The sequence below is a fragment of the Ruminococcus sp. AM31-15AC genome (assembly GCF_003462045.1).
Taxonomy (GTDB): Bacteria; Bacillota; Clostridia; order Oscillospirales; family Ruminococcaceae; genus Hominimerdicola; species Hominimerdicola aceti.
In genome coordinates this window covers 55,834-77,596 of the sequence record NZ_QTYG01000008.1, presented here as the reverse complement: position 1 = coordinate 77,596, position 21,763 = coordinate 55,834, and the positions used below count along the sequence as shown (strand labels likewise).

Sequence of the window (21,763 nt, the reverse complement as noted above, 5' to 3'; positions counted from 1 at the left end):
CGGGCGTTTGAATACTTCCTTCAAACGTCAGCTTTGCTATATCGTTTTTTCCTTTGCTTCTTTTCTCAACTTTGTTCATTTTGCCTATTGATTTTTCTTAGCAGGTTTCTATTATATCACTGTATCATTAAAAAATCTAGTATGGTCTGAAAATCAAGCAGGGGCGAACATCGTTTACCCGATTTTTTATCATAATTGTTTTATGCGGTGCAAATATGTCGCATTAACAAAAAGTGTAGCGTAAAATGCCCGTCACGGCGAGTGACCGCCCCTACATAATTATTTGTGTGGCACAAATGTGTCCCATTATAATTTTAGTCCTCTGCAAAAAGTGCCTTAGCTTTTTCGGCACTGTAATAATGCTCCAGATGTTCTTCGTCAACTCGGTCAAGCTCTGATTTCGGCAGGGTGGAGAGCAAGCTCCAGCCCAGGTCGAGAGTTTCATCTATGGAACGGTTCACGTCAAAGCCTTGGTCGATAAAATGCTTTTCAAAAAGCGTGCCAAATTTAAGATAGGCTTTATCGGTATCGGAAAGCTCCTCCTCACCGATAACGGAGGCAAGGCTTCTTGCGTCCTGCACCTTTGCATAGGCTGCAAAAAGCTGGTTCGACACCATTTGGTGGTCTTCCCTTGTATAGCCCTCGCCTATGCCGTCTTTCATAAGTCTTGAAAGGCTCGGCAGGATAGAAACAGCAGGATAAACGCCTGTTTGGTCGAGGTTTCTGTCGAGAACAATCTGCCCCTCGGTTATATAGCCTGTAAGGTCAGGGACAGGGTGGGTGATATCGTCATTTGGCATGGTGAGTATCGGTATCTGCGTAACAGAGCCTTTTGCACCCTTTACAATGCCTGCTCTTTCATAGATAGAGGCAAGGTCGGAATAGAGATAGCCCGGATAGCCTTTTCTTCCCGGTATCTCCCCCTTTGATGAGGAGAACTCTCGCAAGGCTTCGGCATAGGAAGTCATATCTGTGAGGATAACGAGAATGTGCATATCATGCTCAAAGGCAAGATATTCGGCACAAGTGAGGGCGCATCTTGGAGTGAGGATACGCTCTATGATAGGGTCGTTTGAAAGATTCAAAAACATTGCAACTCTCTGCAAAACGCCTGTTTCCTCGAAACAGCGTTTGAAATAATCGGCAACGTCGTTTTTTACGCCCATTGCTCCGAAAACTATTGCGAAATCCTGTCCGTTTTCGTCGGCGATTTTCGCTTGCCTTACTATCTGCACGGCAAGCTTATTATGGGAAAGTCCCGAACCTGAGAAGATAGGGAGTTTCTGACCTCTTATAAGGGTAGTAAGGGCGTCTATGGAGGATATTCCTGTGTTTATATAGTTTCGAGGATATGTTCTTGAAACAGGGTTAAGGGGCGAGCCGTTTATGTCACGATACTTTTCGGGGAAGATCTCTCCCAGACCGTCGATAGGCTTGCCTGCCCCACTGAATATCCTGCCCAGCATTTCGGTAGACAATGCAAGCTCCATAGGCTTGCCCTGAAAGCTTGTGGTGGTATTAACAAGGGAAAGTCCTTTTGTTCCCTCGAAAACCTGCAAAACGGCTCTGTCTTTTTCCACCTCTACAACTCTTGCAAGACGTCGTGTGCCGTCGTCAAGCTTTATTTCTGCCATTTCGTCATAGGAAATACCGCTTACATGGTCAAGTGCAACGAGCGGGCCGTTTATTTCGCTAAGACCGATATATTTTACGTTCACGCTCCTGCACCTCCTGTCAAAGCCTCCATATCGGCTTTCATATTCTTTTCGTATTCGTCAAAAAGCTCTATTTTATCGTTCGGTATATCATACTTGACTTTGATAAGCTTTTCTATCCAGCCACAGCCTATTATTTTATAAACGTTCACGCCCTGTGAAAGTGCTTTCTTTGCAAGGGCATAGAAATCTGTGATAAGCTTCATCATGCGGTACTGCTTATCAAGGGGGACATAGGTATCGTCCTTATGATAGGCGTTTTGCTGCAAAAAGCTACTCTTACGGCTCTTGCGGTTTCGATAAGAAGCTTTTGATCGTCAGGGAGGACGTCTGTACCCATGAGCTTAACTATCTCCATAAGGGTATTTTCTTCAACGAGGATATTTGATATCTCCTGTCTGACTTTCATGAAGTTCTCGTTGACGTTTTTATTATAATAATCTGCAAGGTCTTCTGCATACTCGGAATAGCTTGTGTTCCAGTTTATTGCAGGATAATGTCTTGCATAGGCGAGAGATTTATCCAGTGCCCAGAAGCAGCGTACAAAACGCTTTGTGTTCTGTGTGACAGGCTCGGAAAAGTCAGAGCCTTGGGGCGAAACTGCTCCGATTATAGTAACAGAGCCTTCCTTGCCGCCCAGAGTTTCAACATAGCCTGCACGCTCATAGAACTCAGAAATTCGTGACGGCAGATAGGCAGGAAAACCTTCCTCGGCAGGCATTTCTTCAAGTCTGCCTGATATCTCACGGAGAGCTTCTGCCCAACGTGAGGTAGAGTCTGCCATAATTGCGATATGATAACCCATATCACGGTAATACTCGGCAAGGGTTATGCCCGTATAGATAGAGGCTTCACGGGCAGCGACAGGCATATTTGAGGTATTTGCGATAAGCACTGTTCGGTCGGTAAGCGGTCTTTGTGTTTTCGGGTCGATAAGCTCTGAGAACTCCTCAAGCACCTGCGTCATTTCGTTTCCACGCTCGCCGCAGCCTATATAGACGATTATATCTGCGTCACACCATTTTGCAAGCTGGTGCTGTGTCATGGTCTTGCCTGTGCCGAAACCACCTGGGATAGCGGCTGTTCCGCCCTTTGCAACCGGCAGGATAGTATCAACGATACGCTGACCTGTTACCAACGGCTTTGTAATAGGCAGACGGTTTTTGCATGGTCTTGATGTTCTGATAGGCCATTTCTGACAGAGGGTAAGCTCCTCTACTGCTCCGTTAGGGGCTTTTATTTTTGCCACAACGTCATTTATTGTATAGTCGCCGTTTTCGGCAGTCCATATGACCTCTCCGCCTTTTGACAGAGGGGAAAGCATACACTTATGTGTGATAAGCGGTGTTTCGGGGCAGGTGCAATAAATATCCCCTGCGGAAAGCTTATCGCCTGTTTTCACTGTCATTGTAACGGGATACTTTTTCTCTGTATCAAGTGAGCTTACGTCTGCACCGTCGGCGATAAAAGCACCTGAGACTTCTTCAAGCTTTTTAAGAGGTCTTTCTATGCCGTCGAAGATGTTATTTATTATACCGGGGCCGAGGGTTGCAGACATTGGTGCGCCTGTTGAGGTAACAGGCTCGTCAGGCATAAGCCCTGTTGTTCCCTCATAGACCTGAATGGTGGTAAAATCGGACTGCACTCTTATGACCTCGCCGATAAGACGCTTTTTGCCCACATAGACCATTTCCTGCATGGCAAAGCTTTTCGTATCTGCAACCTTTACTACAGGTCCGTTTACCGAATATATTTTATCCATAAAAAACTCCTTATTACCCAAGCACTAGCTCGGCTTTTTCAGTAAAGGCTGAACGCTGCCCCTCAAATGCTGAATCAAAGGTATAATCAAGTGCTATACCCATATCCTCATAGACCATGAGCATACCGCCAAGCTCTATGGAATCTCGGCTTTTTACTTCAAAGTCTGCAAGGTCAGAGGCGTATTTCATATCCTCAGGTGAGAGGTAGATAACGCCCTTATGCTCGGGATAGGTCTGTTTGCATTTTTCGGCTTTTTCTTTTAGCCAAGACTTATAATCTCTGCTTGCTTTGAAAGTCGCAAGCCTGCTTTTTACGTTGTCAAAAACGCTGTCTATAAGCTTTTCTCTATGGCAAAGCACGTTTCTTTTAGCTTCTAGCTGTTTTGAAGATATTTCCCTTATGGCTCTTGCCTCCTCGGTCTTATCTGCGGCGGCTTTTTTTGAATCTACAAGGCTTTGTGCTTCTATTTTCGCCTGAGCAAGCTCGTTTTCTCGCTGTTTATCAGCGGCTTCGGTTATGAGCTTTGCCTGCTTTTCAGCGTCCTCAAAGACAGCCTGCTTGAAGCGTTCAAGTTTTATCGTCTGATTTTCCATTACTAAACTCCTATCAAAATCACAGCTTTATTCCCACTGCTTCTGCGAGATAGTGGGAAATGGTATCAGATATCTTTGATGTGGCATGGCGGTCTGGTATTTCAACTATGAGGGGCGTTTCTCTTGTGAGCTTATAGTTATAGACCTTTTCTCTGCACTGCTTGACTGCAAGCTCTGTCATAAGCACAACGCCCACGTCTTTCATTTCCATAGCCTTATCAAGTGCGTTTGACACCTCCTCGGAGGTATGCACCACAACGCCCTCGATACCTGAAAGTCTCATGCCCATTTGGGTATCTATATTATCGCTGATAAGATAAAATCTCATGTTAAATGCCCAATGCAGTGCCTACGTTTGAGATTATAAGGATAGCGATAAGAAGTCCATAGAGGGCGATACCTTCGCCAAGAACAACGAAGATAAGAGCCTTTACAAAGTTCTTAGGGTCTTCTGAGGTTGCACCGATAGCGGCCGGTGCGCCTGCGGCAACGGCTATGCCTGAACCTACGCAGGAAAGTCCAACGGCAAGGGCTGCTGCAAGGTAGCCAAGGCCTGCGCCTGTTGAAAGGGCGGCCTTAACGCCCTCCTCGCTTGCGGCTGAAACAAAATTACCTACAGGGACGATAAGAGCGCAGAGCATTATGCCTGCAAATGTACAGAGATTACCGATAAAAGCGCCCTTTGGCGATCTTCCGTTCTTTATTTTCTTTGCAGTGAAAATGAATGGTACACAAAGAAGTGCGACTGCTATAAGTGGGAGCAGGAAATAGATAAGCATAGTTGATTCCTCCAAAAAATTATTTTTACTTTAGATTTTACGAATTACATTGTACGGGTATGGATAATGGTCGGGGTAAAATGCCCGTCACGGCGAGTGACTGAACGATGTTCGCCCCTACAAAACAATACCACAAATTTGATATCATTCTGTTTGTGCAGTAAATTTTACACCAACAGGCTCGAATGGTTTTCCGCCGCCCTCATAGAAGCGGGAGAATATCTCATAAAATTCAAGTCTGATTATCTGAATGGCAACTATCATGCCCTCCATTACCATTACAAACAGGTTGCCAAGCACAAGCACGAATGGCTGTGCGGCGGCGGAACACATTTCCATAAGGGTCATTACCACCAGCATCATGCCTGCGTGGGAGAGGACAAATCCGCCCACACGGAGAAATGACATAGTATTTGAAACATAGCTGAGCAGGAACTCGAACATTTCAAAGAAGTTCTCAACGATAAAGTTGCCCACGGTCATTTTTTCCTCGTCCTCGGACAAACGCCACTGTTTATATTTAACGGCGATAGAGAAAGGTGTTCGGCAGAATATGCACACCAATGGTATTACGATAAGGAAAATGACGAACGGAGTGGACATGACTTTTACATCGAACATGAGCGTTCCCACAAGTCCTGCCGCCACGGAACTGTAGAACACAAGTCCTGCAATGCCGTTACATCCGAAAATGGCTTTTTCGTAATCCTTATTTTTAAAGCCGATATAGATATTGAGTATCATTGAGATAACAATAAGTGCCACGCCTATGGCAACGGCAGTTATAAGGATAAAGTTCGTTTGCTTGAAAACCTTTAGGGGCAGGAAGTCAAGTCCTATATTCTCAAACACAGGGTCTAAAAGCTCTTCATAACCGAAGAACGAGCCATAGAGAGTGCCGAATATCATACTTGATATGCCAAGGCGTGTGACAAGACCGCTTATTTTTGCTCCCAGCTTTTTCTTCAAGGCAAGTCCGCCTAGAACGATAAGAAGTCCTTGTCCCAAGTCGCCGAACATTATGCCGAAAAGCAGAGTATAGGTTATTGCCACGAGGCTGTCGGGTTATAGCCTTTATACTCAGGCAGACCATACATTTCCACAAGCATTGTGAAAGGTCGGGTCAAAAAGTTGTTTTTAAGCACTGTAGGCGGCTCACATGAGGCGTCTGCGTCAGGTGGGAGATAGACCACTGACACTGAACGCATATCCTCGAAGAGCTTATCAAAGCGGTTTTTTTCCTTTTCGGGGATAAAGCCTTTAAGATAAAACTTATCGTTTAGTGCGGCGGCATTTCGCCGCAGGTCAAAGGTATCGTGGATAAACCTTAGTTTGAAAAAGCTTTTTGCAGTTCAGGCTCTGCTTTTGCGGCAAGCTCGTTTATCTGCTCGTTTATCTTTGCGTTCTCAACTGTATCTGCGTCTATAGTTTGTTTTAGCTTTTCCAAGGCTTCGTCTGCGTCGCCTGATACATAGGACGGTATCCGTATCCTTTCAAAATACATTGAGTGGAAGATATCATCAACACGCTGTTTATCACGTTCAGGGACGAAATACATTCCCCAGCAGAAGCTTTTTCCCGTTTCAAATGGGACAAAGAAGAAATTCTCGTTATAATAGTCAAGCTTCGGCAGGTTATCCACAGGCAGCTTTCCGATACGGACGGAAACATACTTCATTGAGAAAAGCTGCTGAAAGTCGCTGTGCATACCTTTCAGGTGGTCTATTTGTCTGACCGCCCCTCCAAGCTCTGAGATACGCTGAGTAAGCTCCAGACGCTTTGTATTAAGCTCGCTGAAAGGGGTATTATACTTTTCAAACAGGGAGTTAAAATCCTGCGGAGCTGACAGGTCACAATCGATAAAATCAGTTTCCTTTAGAGTTATACCAAGCTGTGCTGAAAGCTGGGCAAGCTCTTTCAGAGGTCGGTCATACTCGTTTTTCTCGCTGAGGGGCTTCATTGCGCTGTCAGGAGAATTGCCCGCAGGCTCGATATGAAAACAGCCGCTTTCACAGCACCTTTTCAAGGTGGCGTCAAGCTCGTCCATAAGACCTGCTATATTCACAAGGGACATTTTTTCTATAGCCAATCACATTATCTCCTTTCCTGAGAATTTACCGCTCAGGCGGTGATGATAAGATCCTTTTCAACTGCCGAGGGGTCGGCATTATATCTTATCGCTTCGATTATATGCACGATGTTCAAGGCTTCCGTACTGCACAGTTTCATAAAGGCATAGAGTGAAACCGGTGCGGCGGTGCTTTGGGCGAGGATATGGGAAAGATAGCAAAACTGTGAACTTCGGACTATACTTTCGATATATTCAGAGGTCTGTTTGCAACCCTTTGAATACTTTGATCTTTTCACCCATTCGAGCATATCTTCGGAGCTTTCAAGCTCATAATACTTATCAAGTCTTTTAACTGAGCCTGTGCCTGTTTTTATTCTTATCTGCCGTTTTTTTATCTCCTCGGAGGAGTAGCCAAAAAAGGCTTTCATACGGTAGGCGTTTATTATGTTAAGGCAATCTATCTCCCGGCTTATCATTTCTGAGAGCTGTTTGCTTTGCATTTCGGAAAAATCATGCTTTGCGGTATTTAAAAGCTCGGTATAATAGGCTGTTCTCAGCCTTAGCTCGCACTCGGTATAATCCGCTGAGCCGTCCTCCAAAGGCGGTATTTTCACCAGTATCTTATAATACGGTGTATTTCTTAGTATTTTAAGAAGCTGTTCATAGTTCTCGGCTCGGCTCATTTCAAGAAGGCTCACCTTTGAATGTTTTATGACATAGCCGGGAAGGTCGTTAAGGTAAGAATTATCAAGCCCTGAATTTATATTGTTTATCATGGACAGAATACATTCTATCTCCTTGCTTTTTATAAGGAAGTCATAAAAAGGCAGTTTATCAAGCTCCTGAAATCTGCACAGGCGCATATAGGTATTGAAATTCTCTCTTTGGAGAAGCGCCTCCACAAAACCTCTATGGACGGTATTAGGGTCAACGTCACGGAAAGCGTCTTTATATCTGGCTGAATGTGCAAGATAGTCTGCGGCTTCGGGGACTGTTCTTCGCATGAGCATTTCATGATAGTTCTCTTTAGTAAACATTCTGCCGTGGATATATTTTATTTTCGCCACTGTTCCGTTGGCAGACCAACTGTCAAGCATATTTTTTCAGCCCCTTTCACGGAGAATTTTTGCTCTACTTCGGAGAGATAATATTATCAAATATCTCATTCTCCCACTGAGTATGTTTTTCTTCAAATATTTTATCGAGAACCGTTGTTTTCTCGTTCTGTGCGGAAGTTATCTTTTCGCTTTCGGTATTTATACGCTCTGTGACCTCTTTGGCTTTCTGCGTTTTATAGGCTTCGGCTTCTTTCAGGGCGTTTTCCTTCAGCTCCTGCGCTTCTTTCACTGTGCGCTCCAGCAGTTCGCCGCTTTCCATATCTGCTTTTTCAAGCTTGCCTGCAGCGGCTTTATCTGTTTGCAGTATTTCTGCTATCATATCCATATTATTCTCCCCTTTCAGGCAGGATAGTTTCATAACATTAATTGTACACCTTTTTGTCTTAAATAGCAAGTTTGAAGGGGTACAAAGCCATACTATTTATATACTTTGCACTATCTATATGACTTTTCTTTGGACAAATTGCTCTATGTGTAATGATTTTAGTCAGAATACACATTTTATTTTACCCTGAATTTGAAAAATTAGTTGAATATCTGCGGTCAGGTCACTTGACAAAAGGGGACAAAAGTGGTAAACTTGTATTTATCACGCACACATCTGTACTTTGGAGGTGGACTAAAATTGGAGAATGGGCAAAACAAACTTGTTATCGTAAGTTCTGAGGTGCTTCCTGACATTGTGCTAAAGGTGCTTGCCGCAAAGCGCATGAGGCAAGGGGCGAAGTTTCCACTTCATCGGAAGCCTGCCGTAAGGTGGGGATATCGAGGAGCGCATACTACAAATACAAGGACTCCGTATTCAATTATGAAGAACAGCTCACAAACAACATCGTTTCGGTATACTGCATACTGAGAGATGAAAAGGGAGTGCTTTCCTCCATTATATCACGGCTTTACGAGCTGAACACGAATATTCTGACCATAAACCAGAATATCCCTATCGACTCAGTGGCGACGGTGACATTCTCGGTAAGATTTGAGCATGACGCACTTAGCACCAACGTGCTGACAGAGGAGCTTTCTAAAGTTCACGGCGTTGTGGAAGTCAAGATAATATCGGGAGAGTAAGGGTAAAATAAGATTTTAACAATATATAATTTATTAGGAATGAGGATTTTTTATGTGTAAAGTAGCAGTTATCGGTTATGGCGTTGTAGGCTCTGGTACGGTAGAGCTTTTTATGAAAAACCGTGAATCTATCTCAAAAAAGGTCGGCAAGGAATGTGACATCAAGTACATTCTTGATCTGAGGGATTTCCCTGATTCTCCATTTGCAGACAAAATGATAAAGGACTTCAACATCATTCTCAATGATGCCGAGGTAGAAGTAGTAGCCGAGGTAGTAGGCGGAACGACTTTCGCTTATGACTACACAAAGAAGCTTCTTGAACACGGCAAGAGCGTTGTTACATCAAACAAGGCGCTAGTTGCGGAAAAGGGTGCAGAGCTTCTTAAAATAGCAAGGGAACACAACTGCAACTATCTTTTCGAGGCAAGCGTTGGCGGCGGTATACCTATCATCAGACCGCTTAACAAGTGTCTGGCAGGAAACGAGATACTTCAGATATCAGGTATACTCAACGGCACAACAAACTTCATTCTTACAAAGATGATAAAAGAGCAGATGTCATTTGACGATGCGCTGAAAATGGCTCAGAAGCTTGGTTATGCTGAGGCTGACCCTACGGCTGACGTTGAGGGCGAGGACGCTTGCAGAAAGATCTGCATACTTGGCTCACTTGCATACGGCAAGCACATTTATCCTGAAATGGTACACTGCTCAGGCATAACAAAGATCACACTTGATGATGTTGAATATGCTGCAAACGCAGGCTATGTTATAAAGCTTATAGGTTCTGTAAAGAAGCTTGATGACGGCAGAGTCAGCGCTATCGTTTGTCCTAGACTTGTGCCAAAGTCAAATCTTCTTGCGTCTGTTGACGATGTATACAATGCTATCAGCGTAACAGGCGACGGCGTTGGCGACGTAATGTTCTACGGACAGGGTGCAGGCAAGCTTCCTACAGCTTCAGCGGTAGTAGGCGACATTATCGATTGTCTGAAGCATCATCACAGAGTGCTTGCTCTTACATGGGAAGATTGTGATGACAAGGGATTTGTTGCACCATACAAGGATATGGACGTTTCAATGTATGTTCGCATAAAGGCTGAAAATGCTGAGGCTCTCAAGTCCTCTATTTCTGAGATGTTCGGAAAGCTTATGTATATAGAGCGTTCAGGCAGGACAGAGAACGAGCTTGCGTTTATCACGCCGAACATGAAAGAGGCTGACATTGACGCTAACCTGACTATCCTTTCACACTCCGCTGAGATCGCAAGCAAGATAAGGATATACTGATAAAAAACAAGAAGCGGCGGATCAAAACTCCGCGCTTTACATATTTAATCACGATCATTTAGTTTGAGATATGCTATCCAAACAGTGCCGTTCTCATTAATAGACATCAGAGCAAAAGGCTTGCCGTCCAAAGGTTCATTCTGATCATAATAGACCTTTGCATTATCACGAAGAATGGTGACCCTAAAATTCTCTGTTAAGCCACTGCAATCACTGCATTGTGTTGTTTTTCCGACATACTTATAGTCTTTTAACTCGGCTGTATCAAAGATCAGTCTGTCTTCAGGATTGACCGCAGGGATATACAGATCGCCCTCATAATACATATACAATGGACACATATCAGCTCCTCTGACCTCTGTTGTTTCCTCTGTGCTCTCCTCAGTTACAACACTCTCTGTTTTAACATATTCGGAGTCTATTCCGCTATCATTTTTGCTTTTTGAACACGAGCAAAGACATACTGTCAGAAATGCCAGAATAATAACTGCTGTTTTCTTTTTCATAATAAGTCCCCCTCAAAGAAATCAATTGCGTTTTTTACAGTATGTTATTCATTGAGCAAATTCATATAATAGAGGGTGGTTTGTCCGTTTTCTTCAAAGGCAATTATAAACGGGTCACCGTCATCTGCTTTGTCAGGGTCATGATAGACCTTGGCGTTATCAGGCAGTGAAGTCACATCAAAATCTGACTTCATCTCACCGACGTTAAAAAATTCGTGGGTGTTTCCTACGAACTCATAGCCGTCCAGCCTTTCGGTTATCTTATCGTCTGTTGACATAAGAGTTTCTTCAGCTTTGTTCAGTGAGGTATATGTTTTGCCACTATAATACATATATGGAAGCGGAGTATCTGCCACAAGCTCTGAGGTCGTTTGAGTAGTGCCAGTTGTTGATGCAGTGGTCACTGCTGTTGTTTCGGACGTTTTTTGTGACGAATTGTTTTGTTCTTTGCTTTTACTGCACGAGCAAAATACACACAGACACAACGCACACAGAGCGATAATTATTTTTCTATTCATTTGCTCGCCCCCCTTTCTTTAACTAAAGGATAGCATAACATTGACTAATTGTCAATTGATGTAAAATGCAATTTTAACTGCGCTTATTCGTACATTTTTACATATAAAGGAGTTTTCACCATGATAAAAATACAGATACCTGCCACGTCTGCTAACCTTGGCGCCGGTTTTGACGCACTGGGTCTTGCGCTCACTTACTACAACTACATTGAAATGGAGGAGTGCGACAAGATAGACATTACGGCTGCGGACGGACTTGACATTCCTACGGACGAGAGAAACCTCATTTACATTTCTGCAAAAGACCTTTTTGCGGTATGCGGAAAAAAGCTGGAGGGACTAAAGCTCATACAGACAAGCAATATTCCTATGGCGAGGGGACTTGGCTCGTCCTCTGCCTGCATAATCGCAGGACTTGTGGGAGCGAACAAAATGCTCGGGGATCCCCTCACAAAGGACGATCTTGTTGACCTTGCGGCACAGATAGAGGGTCACCCTGACAACACTGCGCCTGCACTTCTTGGCGGAATTGTGACGGCGGTATTTGACGGAAGAAAGGTACACTGGGTAAAGCAGGAGGTTTTCACAAAGCTGAAATTCGTGGCGATAATACCTGATTTTGAGCTGAAAACTGAGGAAGCGAGGGCTTGTCTGCCTAAGGAAGTTTCACACAAGGACGCAGTTTACAACCTTTCCCGTGCGGCGCTTTTCTCGGCTTCGCTTCTTACGGGCAAGTTTGAAAATCTGAAAACGGCAGTTGATGACAGGCTTCACCAGCCTTACAGAATGGCGCTTATACCCCACTGCAAGGACGTTTTTGACATTGCGTACACTCATGGTGCATATGCGGCATACATAAGCGGTGCAGGTCCAACTATCATGGCTATTGTAGATGAGAGCAATCAATATTTCGCAGGCAAGATGAAATTTTCTCTTGACAATGCAGGGCTTAAAGGCTGGCAGGTAAAGGAATTTCACATTGACAACGAGGGTACGAAGCTTATATGACCTGCAAATGGGCATACGCTACACCTGACGGCTTTGATGACATAATAATGAGCGGTGAGGGGGAATATCTCACCGGGTTATGGTTTCAAGGCTCAAAGGGTGCGAGCGTGACAGAGGGCTGTGAAGAGAAGTTTCTGCCTGTATTTAAAGAAACTTGCAGTTGGCTTAAGGCATATTTCAGCGGAGAAACACCTGATTTTACGCCGAGATACAAGCTTGGCGGACAGACGGAGTTTCGCAGGATCGTCACGGAGATAATGACCACGATACCATACGGAAAGGTCATGACCTATGGTGAGGTAGCGGCACAGGCAGCTTTGCGGCTTGGGAAAGAGAAGATGTCTGCACAGGCTGTAGGCGGTGCGGTGGGTGCAAATCCCATAAGCATAATAGTACCATGCCACAGGGTAGTGGGTGCAAAAGGCAGGCTCACAGGCTACAGTGGCGGAATAGGAAACAAGGCGGCGTTGTTGAGGCTGGAGGGTATCGAGATATGAACAGGTGCAAATGGTGCGACCTGAAAAATCCAAAGTATGTGGAATATCATGACAAGGAATGGGGCGTTCTCAGGACTGATGACAACTATTTGTTTGAGATGCTTGTGCTGGAGTCTTTTCAGGCTGGGCTTTCGTGGGAGTGCATACTGAACAAGCGTGAGAATTTCCGCAGAGCTTATGATGAATTTGACCTTGATAAGGTCTGTGGATATGACGAAGAGAAGATAGCAGAGCTTTGCTCTGACAGTTCTATTGTGCGAAATAAGCTGAAAATTAGGGCGAGTATTTCTAATGCAAGAATATTTCGGGATATTGTGAAGGAGCATGGGAGCTTTTATGATTATCTTTGCAGGTTTACTGACGGAGAAATATTGTATGAGTGCGATAAAACTACCAACGAATGGTCCGATATGATCTCTGCAGACTTGAAAAAGCGTGGGATGAAGTTCGTGGGAAGCGTGATAATATATTCGTTTTTGCAGGCGGTGGGAGTTATATATTCCCATGATAGTGAATGTGGACTTTATAGAGAAAAATAAAGTAAAGATATAAGCAAAGCGGTGTCGGAGTGGAAACTCTGCACCGCTTTTTCGTATTCTCATAAACAATGTAAAAACCGCCCTGCACAATGTATACAGAGCGGTTGCATTTTTCAATTTTTTTATTCCATAGGACAAATATTTTTGCGGTTTTCGGCTATCCTTTCGTCTATACCATCTACCTGCGGCTTAACAAGGCTCGATGTTCCTGCAACAAACATTCTTGCACCTGCTTCGTAAAGCTTGCGGCAGTTCTCGTTTGACATATTGCCGTCAGTTTCTATGATGATGTCCTCGTGGCCGTTTTCGTCAAGCCACTTTCTAAGACGTCTTGCCTTATCCACCGTGTTAGGCACGAGCTTCTGTCCTGCAAAGCCGGGGTTTACTGTCATGACAAGCACACCGTCTATGAAGTCTACGGCTTCCTCTACCACGCAGATAGGTGTGCCGGGATTGATAGCCAAAATAGGCTTTGCACCGATAGAACGGAGATATTGCAGGCACTTTGCGATATGCTTCGTGCTTTCATAATGCACTGCCGCATAGTCGCCCTCTCTGATATCAAACCACTGGAGCCTTTCCTCAGGCTTTTCTATCATGAAATGAAAATCAAATGGGATATCCGTCAAATCACGGAGCTGTTTTACATAATCAGGATAAAGTGTGAAATTCGGCACAAATGAGCCGTCCATTACGTCTATATGGAGATATTCGATATTGTTGCGCTTAAAAGCGTCAAGATATTCCTTTATCTGTCCCAGATGGACGCACATCATTGAGACTGATATCATACCATTGTCCATACTGATCCTCCTGTTTCTATTCATCTTTTTTATCTTCTGCTATTATCTTCAGGCTCTATGCCCATGATAAGCTGGTCTATTACTCTGTCGGTGGACTTGCCGTCTGTATATTTGAAGTTCTTCTTTATGAAGCCCTCCATTTTCTCAAACTCGTAATCTTTATCTCTGAGAGCGGTCATAAGCTCGTCAAAATCGTGGACGATCTTACCAGGAACAAGCTCCTCATACGGCTCATAGAAATCTCTTGTTGCTTCATAATACTTTTGGTCGAAAGCAAAGAAAAGCATTGGCTTTTTAAGCAGTGACATCTCATATATGATAGAGCTGTAGTCTGTGATAAGCACGTCAACTATAAATAGGATATCATTTACCTCTCTGTAGTCGGAGGCGTCAAGTATTCTGTGAGCATACTCGTCAGGTATTTCGATACGCCTTTTTACAAACGGGTGGAGCTTTACGATAAGGACTGAGTCCGTTTCATCAAGAAATTTGCCCCATGCTGTAAGGTCAAGCTTATCAAATGGGAAATGAGCATTATTTGCGTTGTTTCCTCTGAAGGTCGGCGCATACATATAAACTGTTTTTGCAGTTTTGCACTCAGGGAAAACTTCCAGCATCTGCTCTCTTGTTTTGGCTTTATATTCGTCATCAAAGAAGATATCAGTTCTTGGGATACCCACCGGATAGAACTTCTTTTCGTCGATAGCGAAGCCCTCTGCATGGTGGAGCGCAGAATGATAGGAGCTTACAGGAACGTGGGTATAGCACTTATGCACCCTTGTATTGAACGGAGGTGCGCCCGGCTTTCCCAGTCTTTCAAAGCCCAATGACTTGAACGCTCCGCAGGCGTGCCAAACCTGAAGCACCTTGACGTTCTTAGGATAATCCACAAGGTAGATGTCAGGATAATAATCATCTATAAGAATGATATCGGAGGTTGCAAGATAGTAGACGAACCTTATCATGGCAGGTATCGACCTATTGACAGTGATACTTGCTTTGAAGTCAAATCTGAACTTATACTTGCTGTCAAGTCCTCTTTCTATCATGCGGTCATAGATGACCTTTTCGTTTCCGCCTATCTCGGCTCTCGAACCGCTGGCAAAGAGGATAATATCCCCGTTTTTCTTAGCAAAATGCTTAAAGAACGAGAAAGCCTTTTTAAAGCACCATATCTTTAAGCCGTAAACATCTCTTATGATAAGCTTCTTACGGTTTTGAAGCTTCTTCTCAATACGCTTTGGCAAGGTCTGGGAAGGCTTAGGCTCTTTATAGGTGACGGCAAGCTTATATTCGAGTGTATCCATATCGCTTGCAGACTCGGCATAGAAAAGGTTTTCTGCGCCTCGTCTGAGCTTGAAGTTCATAGGGTTCGCCTTTGTATCGTCCTCTATAGTTTCCACTTTATCGGATATGATACAAGGATACTCGTTCGTAAGCACCTGTTTTGACAGGCATCTGCCATCGTTATCATAGGTGAGCTTGAGAAGCGTACTGCCACTGAGGACATAATCCACTGTATCTGTTGATATCTGCGGTTTATTCATGCCCTTATACTTTGTGAATATTTTAAGGTCATAGTCGCCTGTGGCGATAGGAGCTTCGTTATTGGCGGACATTATATTCACTGTCAGATGAAAATGAGTTCCGCTTACTTCAAAATGCTGGGCAGGGAACATACAAGTTCTATCATGTGTGACAAATCTTGCTGACAAGTTTTCAAGCTCGTCTTTTTCAAAGCCCACAAGCTCGCCCTCGATATGGAGGATAACTCTCTTGAACTCTACTCTTGTAAGCTCTGCGAATTTTTTGTTTCTCTCTTTTAATCTCTCAATAGTCTTTCTTCTGTTCCCGTATATCTCTTCAAATTCGGGAGTCATATTATCCATTTAAAACTATTCCTTACTTTCCGCCGCTTTTAAAGCTTCCCTCAACTTTCATTTCAGGTCTTGAAAAGCGACTACAAAATTTTTACTCAAATTTACAAACGGCAGACTGTTTAATCGTCAAATGTGAACATTACCTTTAAGGTGAACTCGCCTGTGTTTCTGATAGCGGAGAATGCCTTTTCGTTCTCCTCTATTGTGAATGTATGTGTGATAAGATCAGCAAAGTTTACGTCGCTATGCTCGAAAACTTCAAGGGCTTTCTTCCAATCGTTCACTCTGCTGTTATAACTGGAGTTCCATGAGCCTTTGACTGTTATCTGCTTTCTCAGTATTGACCAATAGATATTCTTAGGCAGGATAAGGTCTGTTGACGGGTTGCCAACGAGAACAATACTGCCAAGAGCGCCTGTTGACTCGATAGCGGAAGCGATAGCTTCGTTTGAGCCGACAGCTTCAAATGTTACGTCTGCTCCGTCGATACCTATTATCTTCTTCACCTGTGCAGGGAGATCGTCAACGCTTGTATCAACAACGTCAAAGCCCAGCTTCTTTGCATACTCAAGCTTATTCTTTGAACGACCTGCGATAACCACCTTACCGGTCTTTGTTCTCTCTTTTGCAAAGAGGGCTATCATAAAGCCTATTGTACCTGTGCCTATGATAACAACGTTCTGACCCTCTTTGATGTCACCGATATTTACAGCGTGCATTGAAACAGCGGCAGGCTCGCAGAGCGCTGCAGTTTTATAATCTAGGGTATCGTCGAACGGAACTAAGTTCCATACTGGAACAACGAGGTACTCAGCCCATGCGCCGTCCTGTCTTGAACCGAAATAGCTATAGCCTGAGCATTGTGCATATTCCTCCATTTTGCAGGCTTTACAATGCTTGCAAGGGAGCATAGGGAATACGCAGGAACGTTTGCCGAGAAGGCTTTCGTCAACGTCATCGCCAACTGCAACTATCTGACCTGAAAACTCATGACCAGGTATGGTCGGGAAGTGGTAAGTTCCTGTTACAAAGCATCTTGGCATATCGCTTGAACAAATTCCGCACGCCTTTATTTTCAGCAATACGGTGCCTTTTTCAAGCTTTGGCACGTCTACCTCAGTTACTCTCAGGTCGCCCACGCCATAAAGTACAAGTGCTTTCATCTTTTCGGGTATGTTTATTAAGCTTTTCATAAAAAAAGTCCTTTCTATTTACCGCCAAGCAGCGTTCTGACAATAAGCAGGTCGCTGTCTGTTGTTATCTTGAAATTAATAGCGTCGCCCTCTATAAGGTGGATAGGCTGGTTATTCATTGTGCATATCTGCGAAGTGCCTGTGATGACTTTTTTCTGCTCCTCAGTGAGATTATCCTGCATTTGGATAAAGTGGGCAAGGCGGAAGCTGTCGGGAGCTTGTCCGCTGTAAAGCTCGCTTCTGACAGGGATGTCTTCAACATACTCTCCTCCCTTTGAATGGAGGATAGTATCTGCACATGGAAGTCCGCAGACGCAAGCACCGTATTCTGCGGCACAATCTATGGAATCGTTGAGTATCTTCTCTGTAACAAAAGGTCTTACGGCATCGTGGATAACGATAACATCGTCATCATGAATTCCGTTATCATTTGTGATAGCGGTGGTGACATTATTTATAGTATCCATTCTTTCCTTGCCGCCGAGAATTATCCTTACCTTTTCGCTTTCAGGAATATTCTTTTTCACCTGCTCGTTCATATAGTCCTCATAGTCCTTATGGACGGCGATATAGATATAATCAAATCTCTTGACCTTGAGCATATTTTCAAGGGTATAGATTATGATCGGCTTACCTCCGATTTCGATAAACTGCTTTGGTATTTTTGAGCTTTTAACTCTTGTACCTGATCCCCCTGCGAGCATTGCACCGTAAATCATAGACAAACTCCTTACTGATATTTATATTATAATAATGTATCTGACAAATAAATCATTGTGATACGCCGATAAAGTTTCGGCAGTCAACGGGCAAACGCTGTTCACCCCTACATAAATTAGTATTCGCTGTTTTGTGACATAATATAATCGGCTATCCTTTCGGTAGAACGGCCATCGCAAGCGCCCATAAATCTTTCTCTGAAATCAGAAATGACAGTAGGGTCGGCTTTTCCCTGCTTTATGGCGTTTATAAGCTCCTCATTGGTCTTAACTATTGGTCCCGGGAGAAAGCTATAGTCATAGGGATAATAAAAGCCTCTATAGTCATAGAACTGGTCAAGGTCAAAAGCGTAGAATATCATAGGTCTTTCAAAGAGCGAATATTCAAAAATAAGCGAAGAATAATCGGTTATGCACATATCGGCAGTAAAAAGAAGGTCCTCGATAGGCATATGTTCTGTTATGTCAAAGGCGAAGTCCTGACAATCCTCGGGGATATCCCACTCCTTTTTAACAAATCCGTGTCTTTTTACAAGAAGCACCCACTCGCTGCCGAAATTCTCTTTAAGGGCTTTTATATCCAGCTTTTCGGGGATATAAGCCTTATCAGCGTCCCCACGATAGGTCGGGGCATAGAGCAGGACTTTTTTATACTGTGCGTTCGGGCAATTTTTATAGAGATTTTCAAAGGCTTTCACACGATTTTCCTCTTTAAAGAAAAAGTCGGTACGAGATACGCCTATTGCCTGCACGCTATTATTATCAAGGTCAAAGCCGAAAGCTTCCTTGAAAGCCCATATGCACTCTTTACTGCTGACGGTACAAAGTGTATAGCTTGTATGGGCAGGGAACTTTCTCAATTCTTCCAGCGACTCGCCGAAAGAGAGGTCGGTGATACTTTCTCCCCACTTTTTGAATGCTCCGCAGGATGCCATGTTTGAATGACCTTTGTGTCTTTTCTGAACTTAAAAGCGCCGAACAGATTACAGGTATCGTTAAGCAAAACGCAACCCACGTTTCCCATTAGCCAAGTAAGCTTCAGATATCTCAGCAGATAGCCCATTCCGCCCTTATTATTATGGACGTAATAGACCTGCGGATCAAGTCCTCTGGTCTTTATCTCCTCATAGATATAGCGGAAGCTATCCGTCAGCGTACCGCTTCTTATCTCGGCAAAGATGACCTTGTTTTTTCTCAAAGGTCTAAGGCTTGACACTTTATAGCAAAGGGGATAGACTCCTTTAAACATTATGATCTTGGCGGTGTTTCTGACCGCCTGTTTTAAACCGCTCATTTCTCACCCTACATTATATCATATTATGCGCCGTTTGTCTACACTTTAACAAATAACATAACACTTTTGCGGCACATCTCACAAAAAAGCTTATTTTCTAGGCTTTATTATGCCCATTTTGTCTTATTGAAAACGCTGAAAAAGCTCTCTTGTGTAGTATTATAGTGCAGAACGGGGGAAGTGTCAAGGGGGTATTTGTAATTTTGTAAAATTATTTGAATAATGTGAAGATGGGACTATTTCTGCTTTATTAACTGACAAAGTATTTTTTATTATGTGAGGAAACAGCTATTGACCCGCTTTGAACAATATGCTATAATGTAGTAAAGTCATCATAAATAGGAAGTGGTCTTATGTATGAAGTTCGTTGGCCTGATAAAGAAAGGTGGATATTCATATTTTGTGATTATCCTGGTGAGCCTGACGAATTTGTTGTGCTTTTAAAAGCATACCGAGATATGGTTCACGGCAAGATCAGGGCGATATCCGACTCAATGCAATACAAAGTAGACAATGATGAGCTTGGGCTGATTTTCCAATGGGACGATTGTTTTGGTATCACTGTAATTGTTCCCAAGTCAACTGATCTTGACAAGGCTTACAATACTCTCAAAGGTTTGTGCGAGAATATTTAGGCGTTAAATTGCATAAAGCTGTATGCTATACTATTGACACATAAAAAGAGCTATCCGATTCGCAAATCGAATCAGATAGCTCTTATCTTTTCAGGCAATATCTATATTATTCCCACTCCACCGTTCCCGGTGGCTTTGAGGTTATATCGTAAACTACTCTGTTTACATGGTCTACTTCATTTGTTATCCTGTTGGATATTCTTGCAAGAACATCGTATGGTATCTTTGCCCAATCGGCTGTCATGAAGTCGTCTGTTGTTACGGCTCTGATAGCTATAAGGTGGTCATAGGTTCTGTGGTCGCCCATTACGCCTACTGTCTGGACGTTCGGGAGAACTGCAAAGAACTGGCTCAGGCTGCTTTCTATTCCGCTTTTCTTGATCTCGTCACGGAAAACGGCGTCTGCTTCCTGCAACACCTTTATCTTATCCTCTGTTATCTCACCGATTATTCTTACACCAAGTCCTGGGCCTGGGAACGGCTGACGCCATACAAGCTCCTTTGGTATGCCGAGCTTTTCGCCGACTTTTCTTACCTCGTCTTTGAAAAGATCGCCCAATGGCTCTATAACGCCGTCAAAGTTGATGTCCTCAGGCATTTTCACCTGATTGTGGTGAGTTTTTATTGTGGCAGCGTCGCCCTTTCCGCTTTCGATTCGGTCAGGGTAAATAGTACCCTGTGCGAAAAATCCGCCGTCTGCCTCTTCTCTGATCTTATCCCAGAATACCTTATAGAACTCTGTTCCGATAGTCTTTCTCTTTTCCTCTGGATCTGTTATGCCCTTGAGCTTTTCAAGAAACTGCTTCTGACAGTTTACTCTTACAAATCTCATATCGAAAAGTCTTGTGAAAGTTTCCTCAACAAAGTCGCCCTCGTCTTTTCTCATAAGGCCCTGATCTACGAACACGCAGGTGAGCTGTTTGCCCACTGCACGGCTGATAAGTCCTGCGGCAACTGAAGAATCAACTCCGCCTGAAAGTCCCAAAACTACTTTCTTATCGCCTATCTGCTCTTTAAGCTTTGCAACTGTGTTCTCGATAAAGTTATCCATTACCCAATCGCCTTTACAGCCGCAGACTTCGTAAAGGAAGTTTTTCAAAATGACGTTACCATACTCACTGTGAGTTACCTCAGGGTGGAACTGAACGGCATATATCTTCTTCTCTGCATTCTCCATTGACGCACATGGGCAATCATCTGAATGGGAAGTGATAACAAAGCCTTCAGGTGCTTCGCTGACATAGTCGGTATGGCTCATCCATACGATATTCTTATCAGGAACGTCCTTGAAAAGCTTGCTCTCTGCGGAGACTGTTATCTCTATCTTGCCGTACTCGCTCTTTTTACAGCTTTCTACCTTTCCACCGCTCATCCATGAAATAAGCTGACAGCCGTAGCAGATGCCGAGGACTGGTATGCCAAGGTCAAGTATAGCCTTGTCATAATGCGGGGAAGTCATATCATAAACGGAGTTTGGTCCGCCTGTGAAGATTATGCCCTTATAGCCTGCTGCTTTTATTTCTTCAAGTGGAGTTTCAAAGCTTTTTATCTCTGCATAAACGTGGTGATCTCTCACACGTCTTGCGATAAGCTGATTGTACTGTCCGCCAAAGTCAAGCACCAGTATCTTCTCATGTGACATATATTTACCTCTTTTCCTTATGTTTTTTGAAATACATAAATATTATAACACGTTGCCGTCCCTTTTTCAAGAGCAATTTACACACTCTTTGAAGCATGGGGTAAATTAATTGTGAACACCTGACATC

General features: G+C 43.7%; 24 protein-coding genes and 1 pseudogene. 6 read left to right on the top strand and 19 right to left on the bottom strand.

The window, feature by feature from the left end:
• Nucleotides 1-314: 314 nt before the first annotated feature.
• The 10 genes and pseudogenes from DW793_RS03960 to DW793_RS03925 all read right to left on the bottom strand — a co-directional run bounded on the left by DW793_RS03960 (nt 315) and on the right by DW793_RS03925 (nt 8,365).
• A complete protein-coding gene (locus DW793_RS03960; protein WP_038672666.1) occupies nt 315-1,718 on the bottom strand; it encodes a V-type ATP synthase subunit B in 1,404 nt (467 codons plus the stop codon).
• Nucleotides 1,715-3,477, bottom strand: a pseudogene (locus DW793_RS03955) (V-type ATP synthase subunit A). Before DW793_RS03955 ends, DW793_RS03960 begins: the two are co-directional and overlap by 4 nt.
• A gap of 13 nt (nt 3,478-3,490) precedes the next feature.
• Entirely contained in the window at nt 3,491-4,072 is a 582-nt protein-coding gene (locus tag DW793_RS03950; RefSeq protein WP_118157126.1) for a V-type ATP synthase subunit E, read from the bottom strand.
• 19 nt (nt 4,073-4,091) lie between these two features.
• Nucleotides 4,092-4,400, bottom strand: a complete 309-nt coding sequence (locus tag DW793_RS03945) for a V-type ATP synthase subunit F (protein ID WP_117857119.1) — start codon at nt 4,398-4,400, stop codon at nt 4,092-4,094.
• 1 nt (nt 4,401) lies between these two features.
• Nucleotides 4,402-4,851 carry an ATP synthase subunit C gene (locus DW793_RS03940; RefSeq protein WP_022287030.1) on the bottom strand — a complete coding sequence of 150 codons (450 nt, stop codon included), beginning with the start codon at nt 4,849-4,851 and terminating at the stop codon, nt 4,402-4,404.
• Nucleotides 4,852-4,995: 144 nt separating this feature from the next.
• The gene (locus DW793_RS15130) at nt 4,996-5,904 is read right to left on the bottom strand and encodes a V-type ATPase 116kDa subunit family protein (RefSeq protein ID WP_252969653.1); all 909 of its coding nucleotides are present in this window, start codon (nt 5,902-5,904) and stop codon (nt 4,996-4,998) included.
• Nucleotides 5,895-6,059 carry a hypothetical protein gene (locus DW793_RS15125; protein WP_252969652.1) on the bottom strand — a complete coding sequence of 55 codons (165 nt, stop codon included), beginning with the start codon at nt 6,057-6,059 and terminating at the stop codon, nt 5,895-5,897. Before DW793_RS15125 ends, DW793_RS15130 begins: the two co-directional genes overlap by 10 nt.
• A gap of 119 nt (nt 6,060-6,178) precedes the next feature.
• Complete coding sequence (locus DW793_RS15120; RefSeq protein ID WP_252969651.1) at nt 6,179-6,940, bottom strand: hypothetical protein; 762 nt, start codon at nt 6,938-6,940, stop codon at nt 6,179-6,181.
• A gap of 32 nt (nt 6,941-6,972) precedes the next feature.
• The gene (locus DW793_RS03930) at nt 6,973-8,019 is read right to left on the bottom strand and encodes a V0D/AC39 family V-type ATPase subunit (RefSeq protein WP_118157125.1); all 1,047 of its coding nucleotides are present in this window, start codon (nt 8,017-8,019) and stop codon (nt 6,973-6,975) included.
• A 34-nt stretch (nt 8,020-8,053) separates the two neighbouring features.
• Nucleotides 8,054-8,365: a hypothetical protein gene (locus DW793_RS03925; RefSeq protein ID WP_117857113.1), complete on the bottom strand. Its 312-nt coding sequence runs from the start codon at nt 8,363-8,365 to the stop codon at nt 8,054-8,056.
• 431 nt (nt 8,366-8,796) lie between these two features.
• Between DW793_RS03925 and DW793_RS03920 the strand changes: the two genes are divergently transcribed.
• On the top strand, nt 8,797-9,111 hold the full coding sequence (locus tag DW793_RS03920) for an ACT domain-containing protein (protein ID WP_252969650.1): 315 nt from the start codon (nt 8,797-8,799) through the stop codon (nt 9,109-9,111).
• 52 nt (nt 9,112-9,163) lie between these two features.
• Nucleotides 9,164-10,402, top strand: a complete 1,239-nt coding sequence (locus tag DW793_RS03915) for a homoserine dehydrogenase (protein ID WP_118157124.1) — start codon at nt 9,164-9,166, stop codon at nt 10,400-10,402.
• Nucleotides 10,403-10,446: 44 nt separating this feature from the next.
• On the opposite strand, the gene DW793_RS03910 is transcribed toward DW793_RS03915, so the two are convergent.
• Nucleotides 10,447-10,908: a hypothetical protein gene (locus DW793_RS03910; protein ID WP_117877402.1), complete on the bottom strand. Its 462-nt coding sequence runs from the start codon at nt 10,906-10,908 to the stop codon at nt 10,447-10,449.
• A gap of 44 nt (nt 10,909-10,952) precedes the next feature.
• Nucleotides 10,953-11,426: a hypothetical protein gene (locus DW793_RS03905; RefSeq protein WP_118157123.1), complete on the bottom strand. Its 474-nt coding sequence runs from the start codon at nt 11,424-11,426 to the stop codon at nt 10,953-10,955.
• A 120-nt stretch (nt 11,427-11,546) separates the two neighbouring features.
• Here DW793_RS03905 and thrB point away from each other — a divergent pair, with 120 nt between their 5' ends.
• Genes thrB through DW793_RS03890 form a run of 3 tightly spaced genes read left to right on the top strand, consistent with a single transcriptional unit; the run spans nt 11,547 to nt 13,470 of the window.
• A complete protein-coding gene (gene thrB, locus DW793_RS03900; RefSeq protein ID WP_022287036.1) occupies nt 11,547-12,434 on the top strand; it encodes a homoserine kinase in 888 nt (295 codons plus the stop codon).
• Nucleotides 12,431-12,931, top strand: a complete 501-nt coding sequence (locus DW793_RS03895) for a methylated-DNA--[protein]-cysteine S-methyltransferase (protein ID WP_117897766.1) — start codon at nt 12,431-12,433, stop codon at nt 12,929-12,931. The genes thrB and DW793_RS03895 overlap by 4 nt, the downstream gene beginning before the upstream one ends.
• Nucleotides 12,928-13,470, top strand: coding sequence for a DNA-3-methyladenine glycosylase I (locus DW793_RS03890; RefSeq protein WP_118157122.1), 543 nt, complete (start codon nt 12,928-12,930; stop codon nt 13,468-13,470). The genes DW793_RS03895 and DW793_RS03890 overlap by 4 nt, the downstream gene beginning before the upstream one ends.
• A 122-nt stretch (nt 13,471-13,592) precedes the next feature.
• Here DW793_RS03890 and DW793_RS03885 read toward each other — a convergent pair whose 3' ends face one another.
• From DW793_RS03885 to DW793_RS03860, 6 genes are all read right to left on the bottom strand, one after another.
• Nucleotides 13,593-14,273 (bottom strand): ribulose-phosphate 3-epimerase, encoded by a 681-nt coding sequence (locus tag DW793_RS03885; RefSeq protein ID WP_181979680.1) that lies wholly within the window; start codon nt 14,271-14,273, stop codon nt 13,593-13,595.
• A 29-nt stretch (nt 14,274-14,302) separates the two neighbouring features.
• A complete protein-coding gene (locus DW793_RS03880; protein ID WP_117892727.1) occupies nt 14,303-16,162 on the bottom strand; it encodes a CDP-glycerol glycerophosphotransferase family protein in 1,860 nt (619 codons plus the stop codon).
• 110 nt (nt 16,163-16,272) lie between these two features.
• Nucleotides 16,273-17,346, bottom strand: coding sequence for a galactitol-1-phosphate 5-dehydrogenase (locus tag DW793_RS03875; protein ID WP_022287040.1), 1,074 nt, complete (start codon nt 17,344-17,346; stop codon nt 16,273-16,275).
• Between the two features lie 14 nt (nt 17,347-17,360).
• Nucleotides 17,361-18,065: an IspD/TarI family cytidylyltransferase gene (locus DW793_RS03870; protein ID WP_117927302.1), complete on the bottom strand. Its 705-nt coding sequence runs from the start codon at nt 18,063-18,065 to the stop codon at nt 17,361-17,363.
• Between the two features lie 116 nt (nt 18,066-18,181).
• Nucleotides 18,182-19,000 carry a CDP-glycerol glycerophosphotransferase family protein gene (locus tag DW793_RS03865; protein ID WP_118157121.1) on the bottom strand — a complete coding sequence of 273 codons (819 nt, stop codon included), beginning with the start codon at nt 18,998-19,000 and terminating at the stop codon, nt 18,182-18,184.
• On the bottom strand, nt 18,922-19,359 hold the full coding sequence (locus DW793_RS03860; RefSeq protein ID WP_118157120.1) for a CDP-glycerol glycerophosphotransferase family protein: 438 nt from the start codon (nt 19,357-19,359) through the stop codon (nt 18,922-18,924). The genes DW793_RS03865 and DW793_RS03860 overlap by 79 nt, the downstream gene beginning before the upstream one ends.
• 353 nt (nt 19,360-19,712) lie before the next feature.
• Here DW793_RS03860 and DW793_RS03855 point away from each other — a divergent pair, with 353 nt between their 5' ends.
• Entirely contained in the window at nt 19,713-19,994 is a 282-nt protein-coding gene (locus DW793_RS03855) for a hypothetical protein (protein WP_118157119.1), read from the top strand.
• 106 nt (nt 19,995-20,100) lie between these two features.
• On the opposite strand, the gene guaA is transcribed toward DW793_RS03855, so the two are convergent.
• Nucleotides 20,101-21,636: a glutamine-hydrolyzing GMP synthase gene (gene guaA / locus DW793_RS03850; protein ID WP_117857070.1), complete on the bottom strand. Its 1,536-nt coding sequence runs from the start codon at nt 21,634-21,636 to the stop codon at nt 20,101-20,103.
• Between the last annotated feature and the right edge of the window lie 127 nt (nt 21,637-21,763).

What these genes read in the sequence shown, in the direction of transcription:
- DW793_RS03910 (WP_117877402.1), bottom strand. Translation starts at nt 10,908, where the DNA reads ATGAAAAAGAAAACAGCAGTTATTATTCTGGCATTTCTGACAGTATGT.
- DW793_RS03870 (WP_117927302.1), bottom strand. Translation starts at nt 18,065, where the DNA reads ATGATTTACGGTGCAATGCTCGCAGGGGGATCAGGTACAAGAGTTAAA.
- DW793_RS03890 (WP_118157122.1), top strand. Translation starts at nt 12,928, where the DNA reads ATGAACAGGTGCAAATGGTGCGACCTGAAAAATCCAAAGTATGTGGAA.
- guaA (WP_117857070.1), bottom strand. Translation starts at nt 21,636, where the DNA reads ATGTCACATGAGAAGATACTGGTGCTTGACTTTGGCGGACAGTACAAT.
- DW793_RS03915 (WP_118157124.1), top strand. Translation starts at nt 9,164, where the DNA reads ATGTGTAAAGTAGCAGTTATCGGTTATGGCGTTGTAGGCTCTGGTACG.
- DW793_RS15125 (WP_252969652.1), bottom strand. Translation starts at nt 6,059, where the DNA reads ATGCGTTCAGTGTCAGTGGTCTATCTCCCACCTGACGCAGACGCCTCA.
- DW793_RS03865 (WP_118157121.1), bottom strand. Translation starts at nt 19,000, where the DNA reads ATGGCATCCTGCGGAGCATTCAAAAAGTGGGGAGAAAGTATCACCGAC.
- DW793_RS03875 (WP_022287040.1), bottom strand. Translation starts at nt 17,346, where the DNA reads ATGAAAAGCTTAATAAACATACCCGAAAAGATGAAAGCACTTGTACTT.
- DW793_RS03895 (WP_117897766.1), top strand. Translation starts at nt 12,431, where the DNA reads ATGACCTGCAAATGGGCATACGCTACACCTGACGGCTTTGATGACATA.
- DW793_RS03855 (WP_118157119.1), top strand. Translation starts at nt 19,713, where the DNA reads ATGTATGAAGTTCGTTGGCCTGATAAAGAAAGGTGGATATTCATATTT.
- DW793_RS03930 (WP_118157125.1), bottom strand. Translation starts at nt 8,019, where the DNA reads ATGCTTGACAGTTGGTCTGCCAACGGAACAGTGGCGAAAATAAAATAT.
- thrB (WP_022287036.1), top strand. Translation starts at nt 11,547, where the DNA reads ATGATAAAAATACAGATACCTGCCACGTCTGCTAACCTTGGCGCCGGT.
- DW793_RS03880 (WP_117892727.1), bottom strand. Translation starts at nt 16,162, where the DNA reads ATGGATAATATGACTCCCGAATTTGAAGAGATATACGGGAACAGAAGA.
- DW793_RS03940 (WP_022287030.1), bottom strand. Translation starts at nt 4,851, where the DNA reads ATGCTTATCTATTTCCTGCTCCCACTTATAGCAGTCGCACTTCTTTGT.
- DW793_RS03950 (WP_118157126.1), bottom strand. Translation starts at nt 4,072, where the DNA reads ATGGAAAATCAGACGATAAAACTTGAACGCTTCAAGCAGGCTGTCTTT.
- DW793_RS03925 (WP_117857113.1), bottom strand. Translation starts at nt 8,365, where the DNA reads ATGGATATGATAGCAGAAATACTGCAAACAGATAAAGCCGCTGCAGGC.
- DW793_RS03885 (WP_181979680.1), bottom strand. Translation starts at nt 14,273, where the DNA reads ATGGACAATGGTATGATATCAGTCTCAATGATGTGCGTCCATCTGGGA.
- DW793_RS03945 (WP_117857119.1), bottom strand. Translation starts at nt 4,400, where the DNA reads ATGAGATTTTATCTTATCAGCGATAATATAGATACCCAAATGGGCATG.
- DW793_RS03905 (WP_118157123.1), bottom strand. Translation starts at nt 11,426, where the DNA reads ATGAATAGAAAAATAATTATCGCTCTGTGTGCGTTGTGTCTGTGTGTA.
- DW793_RS03860 (WP_118157120.1), bottom strand. Translation starts at nt 19,359, where the DNA reads ATGAGCGGTTTAAAACAGGCGGTCAGAAACACCGCCAAGATCATAATG.